The organism is Pseudomonas sp. LB3P93 (assembly GCF_054898025.1).
The window spans coordinates 2,852,682-2,867,347 of sequence record NZ_CM142713.1 but is presented as its reverse complement, the minus strand read 5'-3'; the positions used below and the strand labels follow the sequence as shown (position 1 = coordinate 2,867,347).

General features: G+C 57.0%; 14 protein-coding genes, 1 tRNA gene and 3 pseudogenes. 10 read left to right on the top strand and 8 right to left on the bottom strand.

The features are described 5' to 3' along the window. Positions 1-79: 79 nt before the first annotated feature. Positions 80-469, bottom strand: a complete 390-nt coding sequence (locus tag ACYZT8_RS13030) for a c-type cytochrome (protein ID WP_461981686.1) — start codon at positions 467-469, stop codon at positions 80-82. A gap of 264 nt (positions 470-733) precedes the next feature. Between ACYZT8_RS13030 and ACYZT8_RS13025 the strand changes: the two genes are divergently transcribed. Beyond that, positions 734-2,359: an NADP-dependent glyceraldehyde-3-phosphate dehydrogenase gene (locus ACYZT8_RS13025; RefSeq protein ID WP_461981684.1), complete on the top strand. Its 1,626-nt coding sequence runs from the start codon at positions 734-736 to the stop codon at positions 2,357-2,359. A gap of 47 nt (positions 2,360-2,406) precedes the next feature. Continuing rightward, positions 2,407-3,447 (top strand): FUSC family protein, encoded by a 1,041-nt coding sequence (locus ACYZT8_RS13020; RefSeq protein ID WP_461982444.1) that lies wholly within the window; start codon positions 2,407-2,409, stop codon positions 3,445-3,447. Between the two features lie 7 nt (positions 3,448-3,454). Here ACYZT8_RS13020 and ACYZT8_RS13015 read toward each other — a convergent pair whose 3' ends face one another. Continuing rightward, entirely contained in the window at positions 3,455-4,348 is an 894-nt protein-coding gene (locus ACYZT8_RS13015) for a DMT family transporter (RefSeq protein ID WP_461981682.1), read from the bottom strand. Between the two features lie 135 nt (positions 4,349-4,483). On the opposite strand from ACYZT8_RS13015, the gene ACYZT8_RS13010 reads away from it, so the two are divergent. Both ACYZT8_RS13010 and ACYZT8_RS13005 read left to right on the top strand, forming a co-directional pair. Beyond that, the gene (locus ACYZT8_RS13010; protein WP_008006559.1) at positions 4,484-4,921 is read left to right on the top strand and encodes an Lrp/AsnC family transcriptional regulator; all 438 of its coding nucleotides are present in this window, start codon (positions 4,484-4,486) and stop codon (positions 4,919-4,921) included. A gap of 57 nt (positions 4,922-4,978) precedes the next feature. Next, positions 4,979-5,308 (top strand): YceK/YidQ family lipoprotein, encoded by a 330-nt coding sequence (locus ACYZT8_RS13005; RefSeq protein ID WP_461981680.1) that lies wholly within the window; start codon positions 4,979-4,981, stop codon positions 5,306-5,308. Between the two features lie 59 nt (positions 5,309-5,367). Here the strand turns inward: ACYZT8_RS13005 and ACYZT8_RS13000 are convergent, their stop codons facing one another. Then, entirely contained in the window at positions 5,368-6,039 is a 672-nt protein-coding gene (locus ACYZT8_RS13000) for a Bax inhibitor-1/YccA family protein (protein WP_461958550.1), read from the bottom strand. Positions 6,040-6,162: 123 nt separating this feature from the next. Between ACYZT8_RS13000 and ACYZT8_RS12995 the strand changes: the two genes are divergently transcribed. Together ACYZT8_RS12995 and ACYZT8_RS12990 are read left to right on the top strand one after the other, a co-directional pair. Next, a tRNA-Ser gene (locus ACYZT8_RS12995) sits at positions 6,163-6,250 on the top strand. 205 nt (positions 6,251-6,455) lie between these two features. Next, positions 6,456-7,218 (top strand): annotated as a pseudogene (locus ACYZT8_RS12990) (tyrosine-type recombinase/integrase); the annotation flags it as partial. A gap of 124 nt (positions 7,219-7,342) precedes the next feature. Here ACYZT8_RS12990 and ACYZT8_RS12985 read toward each other — a convergent pair. Next, positions 7,343-8,260 carry an AraC family transcriptional regulator gene (locus tag ACYZT8_RS12985; protein ID WP_461981678.1) on the bottom strand — a complete coding sequence of 306 codons (918 nt, stop codon included), beginning with the start codon at positions 8,258-8,260 and terminating at the stop codon, positions 7,343-7,345. Positions 8,261-8,425: 165 nt separating this feature from the next. Between ACYZT8_RS12985 and ACYZT8_RS12980 the strand changes: the two genes are divergently transcribed. The 3 genes from ACYZT8_RS12980 (at position 8,426) to ACYZT8_RS12970 (ending at position 11,838) form a co-directional block, all read left to right on the top strand. Next, positions 8,426-9,475, top strand: coding sequence for an NAD(P)-dependent alcohol dehydrogenase (locus ACYZT8_RS12980; protein ID WP_461981676.1), 1,050 nt, complete (start codon positions 8,426-8,428; stop codon positions 9,473-9,475). Between the two features lie 54 nt (positions 9,476-9,529). Next, positions 9,530-10,552, top strand: a complete 1,023-nt coding sequence (locus tag ACYZT8_RS12975) for an alpha/beta hydrolase (protein WP_461981674.1) — start codon at positions 9,530-9,532, stop codon at positions 10,550-10,552. 86 nt (positions 10,553-10,638) lie between these two features. After that, the gene (locus tag ACYZT8_RS12970) at positions 10,639-11,838 is read left to right on the top strand and encodes an MFS transporter (protein WP_461981672.1); all 1,200 of its coding nucleotides are present in this window, start codon (positions 10,639-10,641) and stop codon (positions 11,836-11,838) included. A gap of 74 nt (positions 11,839-11,912) precedes the next feature. Here the strand turns inward: ACYZT8_RS12970 and ACYZT8_RS12965 are convergent, their stop codons facing one another. Together ACYZT8_RS12965 and ACYZT8_RS12960 are read right to left on the bottom strand one after the other, a co-directional pair. Next, positions 11,913-12,656: an SDR family NAD(P)-dependent oxidoreductase gene (locus ACYZT8_RS12965; protein WP_461981670.1), complete on the bottom strand. Its 744-nt coding sequence runs from the start codon at positions 12,654-12,656 to the stop codon at positions 11,913-11,915. Positions 12,657-12,668: 12 nt separating this feature from the next. Further along, entirely contained in the window at positions 12,669-13,076 is a 408-nt protein-coding gene (locus ACYZT8_RS12960) for a DoxX family protein (RefSeq protein ID WP_461981668.1), read from the bottom strand. 96 nt (positions 13,077-13,172) lie between these two features. Between ACYZT8_RS12960 and ACYZT8_RS12955 the strand changes: the two genes are divergently transcribed. After that, positions 13,173-13,553: a winged helix-turn-helix transcriptional regulator gene (locus tag ACYZT8_RS12955; protein ID WP_461981666.1), complete on the top strand. Its 381-nt coding sequence runs from the start codon at positions 13,173-13,175 to the stop codon at positions 13,551-13,553. A 114-nt stretch (positions 13,554-13,667) separates the two neighbouring features. Here ACYZT8_RS12955 and ACYZT8_RS12950 read toward each other — a convergent pair. Together ACYZT8_RS12950 and ACYZT8_RS12945 are read right to left on the bottom strand one after the other, a co-directional pair. After that, positions 13,668-14,006: pseudogene (locus ACYZT8_RS12950) on the bottom strand (cupin); the annotation flags it as partial. Between the two features lie 449 nt (positions 14,007-14,455). After that, positions 14,456-14,638: pseudogene (locus ACYZT8_RS12945) on the bottom strand (copper-binding protein); the annotation flags it as partial. Between the last annotated feature and the right edge of the window lie 28 nt (positions 14,639-14,666).

Genomic DNA, 14,666 nt, shown 5'->3' with positions numbered 1-14,666 from the left:
GAAAGCGCCAATGACACTCGCCCGTTGCAGCAACTGACGCCGTGTTAAGTCCATCGTCATGAATCATACCCTGCCGTTCTTATTGTTGGATTCGCTGGCCGGACATAAAGGCAATCAGCGCCAGGAACTCTTCCTGCGAACACTGCATGCACATCCCCATCGGCGGCATGCCGTTGTAGCCGTTGATCGCGTGGTCGAGCAGCGTATCGGCGCCCTGCTGCACGCGCGGCTCCCAGGCTTTTTGGTCGCCAGTCAACGGTGCGCCGGCCGCCGGGTTGGCGTGGCAGAGCTTGCAGCTGTTGTCGTAGACCTGTGCCAGCGCGGCGTCGGCGGGCGTGGCGGTGGCCGCTTCGTTATAGGTCGCCAGGCTTTTCGGCTCATCGCCACAACCGTTGAGCAGCGCCGCGAAGACGCCGCCCACCAACGCCAAACAAAGGCTAGGCTTTTCAGAGAGTCGAATGGCCCGCATGGTTGTCCTCTCGTATGGCGCCCCTCAGCGGAGACACCTTTTTTATTGTGATCAAGCACAGGTCAACACTAAGGCACTGACGCGGGCAGGTTGAGGGCATTGGGGGCCAACAAGGGGGGCATCTGAGGCCATGACCGAAGGCGCCGGCGGGTCCACGATCAAAAACCCTGACCCGCCAAACGATGAGATGAGTCATGACAAGCGAGGCCAAGGTCTGCTAAAACGATTCATCAGTTCATCACCCATTCCAGACGGGGTAGCGACATGACCACAGCACATATCCTTGGCAATCTGTTTCCCGACTCCAGCGACATCCCGGAAAAATACCGCCTCGACGGCCAGACCGAGCAGCGTGAATACCTGGTCGATGGCGAACTGAAAACCTGGTCCGGCCCCCTCGCCCAGGTCCGCAGCCCGGTGTACCTGACCGGCGAAAATGGCGACGAACAAGTCATCCTCGGCAGCACGCCGCTGCTCGACGCAGAAACCGCATTGACCGCGCTCGACGCCGCCGTCCGCGCCTATGACCGGGGCCAGGGTTTGTGGCCGACCATGCGCGTGGCCGAACGCATCCAGCACGTCGAAACGTTTCTGGGCCACATGCGCGAACAGCGTGAGGCCGTGGTCAAGCTGTTGATGTGGGAGATCGGCAAGAACCTCAAGGACTCGGAAAAAGAGTTCGACCGCACCTGCGATTACATCGTCGACACCATCAACGCCCTCAAGGAACTCGACCGCCGCTCCAGCCGCTTCGAGCTGGAACAGGACACCCTCGGGCAGATACGCCGCGTTCCACTGGGTGTCGCCTTGTGCATGGGGCCTTACAACTATCCGCTGAACGAAACCTTCACTACGCTGATCCCGGCACTGATCATGGGTAACACCGTGGTGTTCAAACCGGCCAAGCTCGGAGTGCTGTTGATTCGCCCGCTGCTGGAAGCCTTCCGCGACAGCTTCCCGGCCGGTGTGATCAACGTGATCTACGGCAGCGGCCGCGAGACCGTCAGTGCGCTGATGGCCAGCGGCAAGATCGATATCTTCGCGTTTATCGGCACCAACAAAGCCGCCAGCGATCTGAAAAAACTCCACCCGAAACCACATCGCTTGCGCGCGGCGCTGGGCCTGGATGCGAAGAACCCGGGCATCGTGTTGCCGGAGGTCGATCTGGACAACGCGGTCAACGAAGCGGTGACCGGGTCGCTGTCGTTCAACGGCCAGCGTTGCACTGCACTGAAAATCCTCTTCGTCCATGAAGACGTGGTCGAGTCATTCATCGAGAAATTCAACGCCAAACTCGCCGGCCTGAAACCCGGCATGCCTTGGGAAAGCGGCGTGGCCCTGACACCGTTGCCGGAAGCGAGCAAGGTCGATTACTTGCACTCGCTGGTCGCGGATGCCGTCAGTAAAGGCGCCAAGGTGGTGAATCCGAATGGCGGTGAAGCGCGGGCGTCGTTCTTCTACCCGGCGGTGTTGTTCCCGGTGACGCCGCAGATGCGCGTCTACCAGGAAGAACAGTTCGGCCCGGTGGTGCCGATCGTGCCTTACCGGCATCTCGACACGGTGATCGACTACGTCCTGGAATCGGACTTCGGCCAGCAGTTGAGTATCTTCGGCACCAACCCGGTGGCGGTCGGTCGACTGGTGGACACCTTTGCCAATCAGGTCGGGCGGATCAACCTCAACGCCCAGTGCCAGCGCGGCCCGGACACCTACCCCTTCAACGGCCGCAAGAACTCCGCCGAAGGCACGCTGTCGGTGCATGACGCGCTGCGGGTGTTTTCGATCCGCACGCTGGTGGCGACCAAGTTCCAGGAAACCAACAAAGAACTCATCAGCGAGATCATCAGCGGACGCAGTTCGAGTTTCCTGACCACCGATTACATCTTCTGAGGACACCGCGCCTGAACACGTTCAGAGCCCATCGACTGCCACCGCTGCTGCGCCGGCTGCTGCGTCCGTTACTGGACCCGTATCGGCGCTATCGCCACGCGAAACTGATCCACGCGATCCGTGTGTCGCTCGGGTTGCTGGCATCGATCATGCTGACCACCGGCATCAACCTGCCCCACGGTGAGTGGGCGTCGGTGACGATGCTGGTGGTGATCGGCGGCTTGCAGCACCACGGCAACATCGGCAAAAAAGCCGCCGAGCGCGCCGTCGGGACGTTGATCGGCGCGAGTATCGGCCTGCTGTTGGTGGCGCAACAGGCCTGGCTCGGGATGCCGTGGCTGACCTATTTTGTGATGTCGGTGGTGTGCGGGTTCTTTTCGTATCACGCCATCGGCAAGGGCGGTTACACGGCGCTACTGGCGGGGATCACGGTGTTTATTGTCGCCGGGCATGGCGACAACCCGATCTCTGACGGACTGTGGCGCGGTGTCGATATTCTGATTGGCGTGGCCCTGGCGCTGGCATTTTCCTTCGCCCTGCCGTCGTATGCGGTTTATTCCTGGCGCTACAACCTGGCCAACTCGCTACGCGATTGCGCGACGATTTACGGACGCATCATCGATGGTCAGCCCGTCTCCGATGACGAACACCTGAAGCTCATGAATCGTCTGAACACAGCCATGGTGCAACTGCGGTCGCTGATGCCGTCGGTGTCCAAGGAAGTGAAGATTTCCATGACCGAGCTCGATGCGATTCAGCGTCATTTGCGGATGTGCGTCAGCACCCTGGAAATCCTCGGCAACACCCGGCCGGACGCCAACGACCGCGACGCCATGGCGCATCTGCAATCGAGTTTCAAAGCCGAACACCGGCAGATTCGCGTGCAACTGATCGGTATGGCCCGGGCGCTGAAAACCGGCGCATCGCAGCGACTCAGTCGCCCCCTCGATTTGCCGGCCAATTCAGGTCTTGAAGCGCCGGTCTACAACCCGCTGGACGGCTATCGGTCACTGATCCGCCAGTTCGCTTCGAACATCGGCGAGATGCGCCAGCGACTGGCCAAGACTGCACCGCGCTGGAACATCTGACGCCCGTTTATTGTGTGACCGTCCGACGAAACTTCAGGCCCCAGCCCTGCTGCATGCCTGCGGCGGCCAGTAGAATCGCGGCGACACCGATCCATTGCAGCGGCTCCAGGCGATGGTCGAAGGCAAACCAGTCAACGAAAATCGCCGCAATCGGGTAGATGAACGACAACGCTCCGGTCAATGCCGTCGGCAGTTTCTGAATCGCGCCGTACAGCAGCACATACATCACGCCGGTGTGAACGATGCCCAACGTCACCAGGCTGCCCCAGGCACTTGGCGCTTGTGGTAATGCCGAAAAATGCGCGAACGGCGCGAGCAGCAGCACACCGGTGCTGACCTGAATCAGCGCAATCAAGTGCGGTGGCGTGCCGGTCAGGTGCTTGATAATCAACGCCGCAATCGCGTACAGAAACGCAGCCCCCAAGGCCAGGCCGATGCCCATCAAGTAATCGTTGCCACCCGCACCCTGCTCGCCATGCGCGCTGACAATCGCCAACATCCCGAGAAACGAAATGCCCAGCCAGAACAGCTTTTGCAGGGTGATTTTCTCGCCAAGAAACAGCGCCGCCAACCCGACCAGCATGAACGGTTGAACGTTATAAACCGCGGTGCCGATGGCAATCGAGGCACGGGAATAAGAGGCGAACAGCAGCACCCAGTTGCCGACAATCGCTACGCCGCTGAGCACCGCCAGCAGGAACGTGGTGCGGGTCAGAATGCCCGGGCGCAGAAAGCCGAAGGCCGCGCAGATCAACAACAGCGTGCCGGCGCCGAACACGCACCGCCAGAACACCACGTCCAGCACGGGTTGCCCGGACACCAGCACGAACCAACCGATGGTCCCGGAGATCAGCATGGCGGCGCTCATTTCGAATGAACCGCGACGTAGTGTGTTGTCCATCATCAGACTCCCGTGATTGAGCCCAAATTATGCCAATCCGCCCAAGGGCTTCTCCAGCGCAAAAAGCAGGCTAAACTCGGTTTCTGCCTTGTTTATCAAGGCGTATTCAGTCAACTGCCTAACAGGGGATTTGCCATGACCGACGACATCGACCAGGTGCTGATCAGCGCATTGATGGAGGATTCGCGCCGTTCTCTCAAGGCCTTGGCGCAGATCAGCGGCCTGTCCTCACCCAGCGTTGCCGAACGCCTGCGTCGACTCGAAGAACGCGGCGTGCTCAAGGGCTACACCGTCGAGATTGATCCCAAGTGCTTCGGCTATCAACTTCAGGCCATCGTACGGATCCGTCCGCTGCCCGGCCAGTTGCAGGAAGTGGAGCGGCAGATCCAGGCGATCCCCGAGTTTACCGAGTGCGACAAAGTTACCGGCGACGACTGTTTCATCGCGCGCCTGCATGTGCGCTCGATGGAGCAACTGGACACCCTGCTTGATCGCCTCAACAGCCACGCTGAAACCAACACCGCCATCGTCAAGAAGACTCCGGTCAAACGCAGACTGCCACCGATGGCATGAGTGCGGTTTTGATTGGAAGCGCGTAAATTGACAGTTTTCCGGCGAAGGATTGGCGGTATGAAAATTCAGGTGGTTTTACTCGCGGTGCTGATGCTCGCGGGTTGCGGCACGGTACAAACAGTGATTCGCGGTGACGAAGTAGCGGCGAAGGATCTCAAGGATCACAAAAGTTACTGCGGCGCCGTTCCCCGCATCTACAGCGGCGTGACCTACGATTTCTGCATGCTCAATGCTCCCCTGGAAAAAGGACGGGATGCGCAGGTGCATGACAATGCTCCGGCCATTGTCCTCATCGACGTGGTCATTTCCGGCGCCCTCGATACGTTGCTCCTGCCCTATACCATCTACCGCCAGCAGGCCGATGGCAGCATTATCATCACGGAATGACGCTGAATTTCAGGCAATAAAAAACCCGCCTAAGCGGGTTTTTTACTCAAGGCTGCCGATTAATCATCGCGGCTCATGATGCCGAGGATCTGCAACAAGCTGATAAACAGGTTGTAGATCGATACATACAGGCTGATGGTCGCCATGATGTAGTTACGCTCGCCGCCATGAATGATGGCGCTGGTCTGGAACAGTATGCAGACCGAGGAGAACAGCACGAAACCTGCGCTGATCGCCAGTTGCAGACCGCTGACCTGGAAGAAGAAGCTCGCCAGCGTCGCGCCCAGCAGCACGAAGAAGCCTGCGGTGATGAAACCACCGAGGAAGCTCATGTCCTTGCGGGTGATCAGCACGTAAGCCGACAGACCACCGAACACCAGCGCGGTCATCGCGAAAGCCGAACTGACGACTTCAGCGCCGCCCTGCATGCCCAGGTAGCGGTTGAGGATCGGGCCGAGCAGGAACCCCATGAAACCGGTCAGGGCAAATGCCGACACCAGGCCCCAGGCCGAGTCACGGAGTTTGTTGGTGAGGAAGAAAAGCCCGTAGAAACCGATCAGCACCACAAAAATGTTCGGGTAGCCGACACGCATCTGCTGAGCCACGAACGCCATCACGCCACTGAATGCGAGGGTGAGTGCGAGCAAGCCGTATGTGTTGCGCAGGACGCGGCTAACCTCTAGCTGCTCAACCTGCACGCTGTTATTAACTGCGTAATCCTGTTCGCGCATGGCGACACTCCTGTTGGTTTGAAACGTTCAGTCGCAAAGATCATAACAGACGCTCTGTAACAAGCCATGCAGAGAGTTTGACAGTGTGTTTCATTCAGGTATTATGGCGCCCGCAACGCAAACGGAGGTGTGGCCGAGTGGTTTAAGGCAACGGTCTTGAAAACCGTCGACTGTAACAGGTCCATGAGTTCGAATCCCATCGCCTCCGCCATATTTGTATCGACAAAGCCCTGATTATTCAGGGCTTTGTCGTTTCTGGCTTTTTGGAAAAACCTGCCAGCCCACACCTTGGCTCTTGTCTTTCCATAGCTGTACGTGGAACACAAAACACAAAACAATCCATAATCGACTGTTTTTTTGTTATTTTTTCGCACCAAATAAAATGCCGGGGGCGACCATGATGCAGGCCTGGGTGCATCCTTTCGCCAGCTGAACTGTTGGAACTGCATAACCGCTTCCAGCAAATGACCGCCGATTACAGCGCCCTCCCCGCTGGCCAAAAATACGAAGGCATTCCGCCGTTAAAGAAAGAAACCAACTCGCGCTCTGGAGCGGCCTGGGCACGCTGTGCCGGATTGGCGAGTTGCTGCAGGCTGAATGGAAAAATGTCGATCTGGACCAGCAGACCTGGTTCCTCCCCAGCGAAAACGTCAAAGGCTCCCAGGACAAGAAGCAGGACCACCATGTCTTCCTCTCCTCCTTCTCGCTGCATTTCTTTCAGGAACTCAAGACCCTGACGGGAGACTCACAATGGTGCTTTCCCAACAAGCAGGATGATGGGCATGTGGAGGTGAAAGTGGTGAGTAAATAGGTCGGTGATTGCCAGGCCCGGTTCAAAAGTCGCAAGGCCCTCTCACGACGGCGTCACGACGATACCCTGGTGCTTGCCGACGGCCAGAACGGTGACTGGACGCCATATGACCTGCACCGTACCAGTGCGACCATGATGCAGGCCTTGGGGGCCAGCCTGGACGTCATCGACCGCTGCCAAAAACATGTGTTGGCGTGCTCTTGGGCCACTACCTGCATCACGATTATGCCGAGGAAAAGAAACGTGCGTGGCATCTGCTGGGCGATCGACTCAGTGCCATGCTGTCCTCAACCTACGAGCACCCATCGACCGAGTCGATGATGTCTTTTCCAGCGTACGCCGCAACTGGATCCCTACCGCCTTCATAAGTCGGCTTATTTAGTGCTGCGTCCTCATAGCGTCGTAGAGATCGCCAAGCGCTTTCTTCAGGTCGGTTCCGGCCCGTCATGAGGGGCAGAAATCGATTGCAGCCCTTTGTACGCATAGACGTTGCTACCCCTGCCCTCGCAACACCGCAATATCCCTCTTCGGGGGTACACCAAACAGTCGACTGTATTCGCGGCTGAACTGGGACGGGCTTTCATATCCGACCTTGAACGCCGCACTGGATACGTCCTGGTGTTCATTGAGCATCAATCGCCTTGCCTCATTCAGTCTCAGCCATTTTTGGTACTGCAATGGGCTCATTGTGGTGAGTTGGCGGAAGTGGTGGTGAAAGGTCGGCGTGCTCATCTGCACTCTGGCCGCAAGTTCATCGACGCGAAGCGCCGAGGTGTAATTCAACTTCAGCCAATCGATGGCTTTCGCGATCCGATAACCTTGGCCATCGACAGAAGTTATTTGTCGAAGCCGGCTCGCCTGATCACTCTGCAAGAGACGGTAGTGAATCTCGCGTTGGATCAAAGGCGCAAGGACAGGGATGGACTCCGGCTCATCGAGCAGCGCCAACAAGCGTTCGAATGAAGCCAGCATCGCAGAGGTTACTGAACCAATTCCCACCCCCTTCGCAACTGATCGATCACGGGTTGGTGGCAGGTCACTTTGTGCTATCAGCTCGGCCAACATGCGCAGATCGAGTTTCAACGTCAGCCCCAGGCATGGCTGTTCCGGGCTTGCCGCTAGCACTTCTGAATTGGCAGGCAAGTCCAATGAGGTGATCAGAAATCGCGATGTGTTATAGGGGTAGCCCTCGCCACCTACCCAGAGCTGTTTCTCACCTCGGGCGACAAGGATGATGCTTGGCTCAACCATGCAGACGATGGGCGGTGCTGGATGCTCGCGCCTGAAGAAGCCGAGGCCAGTTATGGCCGTTGCGTAGTCACCTGGTTTCGAGACCTGCGCGCCGATGATCTGCGCAAGCTTTTCTTGTGGCGATGTCTGTTGAGGACCGGTGCTGGGTTTATTCGTCATTTTCGTCTTGTACCTCTTCACTGAACTCTAACTCGTCAACTCATGACCGTCCTGCAAAAAAACAGAGACTCATAGAATCAGGCAAGTAATCCAGCGGAATGCACTACAGAGGGTCTGGGCAGAGCGGGAGAATGTTCATCCGACAAACCCATCGAGGATGCTCCCATGCATGTCAAAGCCTACGGAGCTCACGCGGGCGACAAACCCCTTGAGCCAATACAGATCAACCGCCGCGAGCCGGCAGCCCATGATGTTCAGATCGATATCGCCTTCTGTGGCATCTGTCACTCAGATTTGCATCAAGTGCGCGCCGAGTGGGCAGGCACACAGTTTCCCTGTGTTCCGGGGCACGAAATTGTCGGTCGTGTATCGGCGGTGGGCCCGCATGTAAAGGATTTTAAAGTCGGTGATCTGGTTGGCGTGGGTTGCATCGTCGACAGCTGCAAGCATTGTGACGACTGTGAAACCGGTCTGGAAAACTACTGCGACAGCATGATTGGAACGTACAACTTCCCAACCCCGGATGCACCTGGCTGGACGCTCGGCGGCTACTCGCAAAACATCGTGGTGCATGAACGCTACGTGTTGAGCATCCGCCATCCCGAGGCGCAACTAGCTGCCGTCGCCCCACTGCTGTGCGCGGGCATCACCACCTACTCTCCCCTGCGTCGCTGGAACGCCGGGCCGGGCAAGAAGATCGGCGTGGTCGGCATCGGTGGCCTGGGCCACATGGGCATCAAGCTGGCTCATGCGATGGGCGCCCACGTCGTGGCGTTCACCACCTCTGAATCCAAGCGCGAGGCGGCAAAGGCGTTAGGCGCCGATGAGGTCGTCGTATCGCGCAACCCTGAAGAAATGGCTGCACATACCAAAAGTTTCGACTTCATTCTCAACACCGTCGCAGCCCCCCACGACCTTGATGCGTTTCTGGTGCTGCTCAAGCGTGATGGGGCTCTGACGCTGGTCGGTGCGCCCGCCTCGCCACACCCATCGCCGAACGTATTCAACCTGATCATGAAGCGCCGAACGATTGCCGGCTCGATGATCGGAGGCATCCCGGAAACACAGGAGATGCTCGATTTCTGCGCCGAGCACGGCATCGTCGCCGACATCGAACTGGTTCGAGCAGACCAGATAAATGAATCCTACGAGCGAATGCTCAAGGGTGACGTCAAGTACCGCTTCGTGATCGACAACTCCACATTGGTTGATTGAGCGCCTCAGATTCAAGAACGCAAATGGACACCATCCAAAAGTAAGGATTATCGAATGAACAGACTCTTTCTTGCCCTGGGGCTGCTTATCGCCTCTTTCTCATCAATGGGAGCTGATATGTCTAACAGTGCTGACAACTTCTACAAAAGCGAGAAGGTAACCGCAGAAAAGGTCACCTTCAAAAACCAATACAAGATGAACGTTGTAGGGAACCTCTACATTCCTAAAGGGGTGGATCCCAAGACCAAGAACCCCGCGATCATCGTAGGGCACCCAATGGGCGCGGTGAAGGAGCAAAGCTCTAACCTGTATGCCCAGAAGCTCGCCGAACAAGGTTTCGTGACATTGGCGATTGATCTTTCGTTCTGGGGTGAAAGCGAGGGCCAGCCCCGTCAAGCCGTGTCGCCGGACATCTACGCCGAGGGTTTTAGCGCAGCGGTGGATTTCTTGGGCACACGGCCTTTCGTTAACCGTGAGCGCATCGGCATCATCGGCATTTGCGGCAGTGGCGCCTTTGTTATCAGCGCGGCCAAGATCGACCCTCGACTGAAGGCAATCGCCACGATCAGCATGTACAACCACGGCGACCTATACCGCAAAGGTTTGGGTAACTCGACGACCCCGGAACAGAAACGCACGGCACTTGCCGAAGCGGCAGAACAACGCTATGTGGAATTCACTGGCGGCGCTACCAAGTTTACCGCCGGCGCCCCATTGAAGCTGACAGGCAATGCCATAGGCGACGAGTTTGTGGACTTCTATCGCACTCCTCGCGGCGAGGTAACCCCTGCCGGCGCATCGCCGCAGACTTCCACCATGCCGACGCTGACCAGCAATGCGAAGTTCTACAATTTCTACCCGTTCGAAGACATCGAGACCATTTCGCCACGTCCGCTTCTGTTTATAGCCGGCTCCGAGGCTCATTCCCGTGAATACAGTGAAGATGCCTACAAGCGTGCTGCAGAACCTAAAGAACTGGTCATCATCCCGGGCGCCAACCATGTCGATCTCTACGACCGGGTCAACCTCATTCCATTCGCCAAGTTGACCACCTTCTTCAAAAGCAACCTGAAGTAGCTTGTTCGGTGCCCTGGCCGGGCATCGCTTCTCTCGTAGCCTCGTTCTTGGGGCTACGACGCTTCGTGCAATACGGGATTCAAACAATGACTGATCACTCCCTCCCATTGCCCCATAAATCATGGGGCGCCGTATTCGCCATGTCGCTCGCCGCCTTTGTGCTGGTGGCATCGGAGTTCATGCCCGTAAGCCTGCTGACACCGATTGCCGCAGATCTACATATCACTGAGGGGCAAGCCGGTCAGGGAATCTCCGTGTCGGGGCTGTTTGCCTTGTTCACCAGTCTTCTGATCGCGTCGGTGGCTGCGCGGGTCGACCGCAAACCGCTGCTCCTTTCACTGACACTGCTTATGATCCTGTCCGGAACAGTAGTCGCGTTCGCCCCTAACTACTGGGTGTTCATGATCGGCCGCGCGCTGATCGGCGTTGCGATAGGTGGCTTCTGGTCATTGTCGGCGGCAACCGCCATGCGCCTGGTGCCTGACGATCAGATCACTCGCGCAATGGCAATCGTCAACGGCGGCAACGCTTTGGCGACGGTTATTGCTGCTCCATTGGGCAGTTTTCTCGGCGCCTTGATTGGCTGGCGCGGCGCATTTTTGTGCGTCATCCCAGTCGCTATAGTCGCTTGTGTATGGCTGTCGTTAAGCCTTCCAGCGATGAAATCGCAAAACGATTCAGGCACTGGCAACGTCTTCAAGCTAATGAAAAGCACGTCGGTGGCGTTAGGCATGGTGGCGGTGAGCGTGTTTTTCATGGGCCAGTTCATGCTGTTTACCTATTTGCGCCCGTTTCTTGAAACGGTCACGCACGTCAGTGTTTCAATGCTGTCGTTGATGTTGCTCGTCCTGGGCCTGGCGGGCCTCGCAGGAACCTTCCTGATTGAAGCGTTCTTGAAAAATGGCCTGCATCGAACCCTCATCGTCATCCCGATTTTGATGGCAGTAATTGCACTGGCGCTTGTTTCATTCGGTAGCTCGGCGGTAACCACGACTGTCTTGCTTGGCCTGTGGGGATTGGTAGCCACTGCAGCGCCCGTGGGATGGTGGACATGGCTGGCGAGAACGTTGCCAGACGCGGCTGAAGCAGGAGGCGGCTTAATGGTGGCGATCATCCAACTAGCCATTGCGTCTGGGGCAACCGTTGGCGGGCTGGTCTTTGACTTAAGCGGCTATCGAGCGACCTTCGAGTTGAGCGCGACCTTGCTGGGCGTGGCGGCCGTTCTTGCCTTCCTGGCTGCCCGCGCAGCAACGCGGGAGTTTGCTGCTTTGGCGAATATCGCTTGAAAATAACCACAAGACACGCCAATGCATGCCTTGTGGTTTCGGTTGAGCATGCTTTCGGAAGTTGGACGTGACAGTCAGCGTGCGCTGTCGATGATTTGACCACCGTCTGGCGTCAGGCTGTACCCGGTCAGGAACTGCGCATCCTTGCTGGCGAGGAACAGCACGACCGGCGCAATATCCTCTTCGGGCGATCCATAACGGCCAAGTGCGTTGGTGGGTGCGGGCGCATTGGCAGCAGCACCCCAAGTGTCTGCAACCGGCATGACATTGTTTACCGTGACTTTGTCTGCGCCCCACTCCCTTGCCGCCGAGCGAGTCAGAGCCCGCACAGCCTCCTTCGCCATGTTGTAAGGCGCATAACCTTGCAAGCCGATCACACCGGCCAACGATGCAAAATTGATGACCCGCCCTTCACCGCTGGCTTTGAGGTGTGGATAGCAGGCTTGCATCGTCCGAAGATAGGCAATCGGCCCCATCTCTAAATTGCGTTGCAGCTTCTCGGTCGATAGGTCGAGAACCGATGAAGAGACGACTGTGGGGTCGAAGGCATTGTTCACAAGAATATCGATACGGCCATATTCAACCACGACCTTTTCCACGGCGGCGCTGATCTGATCCAAATCGGAAATATCACAGACTACTCCGAGGGCAGTACCGCCCGCTGCCTGGATCTCAGCGACCACACCAGCAACATTCTCAGCCGTCCGTGAAACAACAGCCACCTTCGCGCCTTCTTCTGCAAAAAGCTTTGCGGTAGCGCGGCCAATACCACGACCGGCTCCAGTGACGATGGCTACTTTTCCATTGAGTCGGGACATATGTATCTCCAGTTATTCAGGGGTTACTAAATGTGCCGCTGGTGCTTGCACGTAGGTTGACTGCACGTCACGAGCGGCGTTTTGGGTGACGAAAGAAGTGATCAGCAACACGAGGCAAATAGCAGCCGGCAACGCCCCACTAGGCTTGCGCACATTGATGTGAGCAAACGCAGAGAGCAGCAGGTGATAAAGCATGCCAGCGTAGGCAAGATCGCTAAGCGGCACGTTGAGGCGCAGAAGAATGGCGACCACTGCCAGGATCTTCACTGCAATGAGCAGCGGCATTAGAGTTGCGGGGTAGCCGAGGTCAGCGAGTGCTTGACGCACCCACTCTCTTTTGACCAAGTACAGAGTCGCCGAGGCCAAATACAGCAACGACAGCAGTGTCGTGCTGATCCAATAAATGTAGATTTCAATCATGGGCGTTTTCCTAAGCGAGCCTTAATGCGTCGACTTAGGTCAAAGATGTCGCCTAATATGAAAAGCTACAAGTAGGATGAAAAAGTGGTGCTTAGTATGGAAAACCAGACTATTGATGACGATCAGATCAACATGCACGAGGAAATGCGCCGTGCATTTGCGCTCCTCTCAGGCAAGTGGAAGCTGGAAATCATGTGGTTGTTGAACCAGCGAATCTATCGCTTCGGAGAACTTCGCAAGGCGATCAACGGCATCACCCAGCACATGCTGACGGCACAACTTCGTGAGCTCGAAAACGATGGACTGGTATCGCGAACAGTCTTCGCAGAAGTCCCCCCACGCGTCGAATATGAGATGACGGCAAAGGCCCGTGCGCTCGGGCCAACGATGGAGGCACTCGCGTTATGGTGGAATGAGTATGGAAAAAGCGTGCCGGTGAAGCCAAGCTCACGCGGTCGCAAACCTAAAAGCGGTTAAGCCTTGAGTATTGCCGCCCGATTGACCTTCGAATCGATTTGAAGCAGGTATGCGCTAATCGCGGCCAATGGCTGCGTTACCTGCCCAGCTCAATCTGCCTCGACACGGAACGTACTACTTCCAATATTTACGTAAGGCGCCATGCACGCCTTCCACCGGGTCTTGATCTGGAAACGGCAGCACGTCGATTCTCGCCAGTTGCGACTTGCTTGGTGCCTCGCGACATATGTCTGCATGCTGTCCCGGCGGGTATGCGCCGACAACGAGAAAGTCGTCGCTGGAGTCCAAGTTGCAGTGGCCTGTGCCGGCGGGTAGTAGCAACGCATCACCCGCCCTGACTTCAATCACAAAGCCATCAGGGCCACCCAGCATCAAGCTCGCGTGACCATTAGCGATGCCAAGCACCTCGTGCCCTTCAGTATGATAATGGTGATAGCCGTATACCCTATACGCAACCGAGGGTGACCAAACCGCATGAGTGCGAGTGCTCTTCTCGGCACGCAAATCATGCTTGCGGATTCAAGCAGGAAGAAACCTGTAGGCAGAGCCAATCAAGAGATTTTCATCACGCCTGAACATCCATGAAGTCCCTGGCCCAATTCAAATATGTTTCCGGCAACGTGTAGGTATAGGCCAGCTCGGTAGCGCTTAAGCTTGATGTGCTGCGACCTATCAGTCCCTCACTGCAACCACCACACAACGAAAAAGCTCTGCCACCCGGCGTGTCGTGCTTTAACGCGTATTCATTTAGGCCTTGAGATGTTGGCGTATCGACCGTCTACTTTCGGCTGTGGATTCAACCAGTAGAGCAACATCACGGACGTATCGATTTTCCCGACAAGCAGATTTACTGTAAATGACCGGCACCACAAATCGTGCCGGCCACTTTCACTGCTGCTGTTTCACTTTTTAATGGACACCATCGTGGCACTACCGCCCTCTGGCCGAAAGGAAAACGCCGCGCGGTCTCCGATCGCCAGTCCAGCTAGCTGATCTTCCGTCACGGAAAAGGCCATAGTCATCGGTGGCCATTGCACAGCTGGAACAGCGCCATGAGAGATGGTCACCGTATGCTTCGCAGTATCGTGCTAGCAACTGCAATCAGGGTCAGTT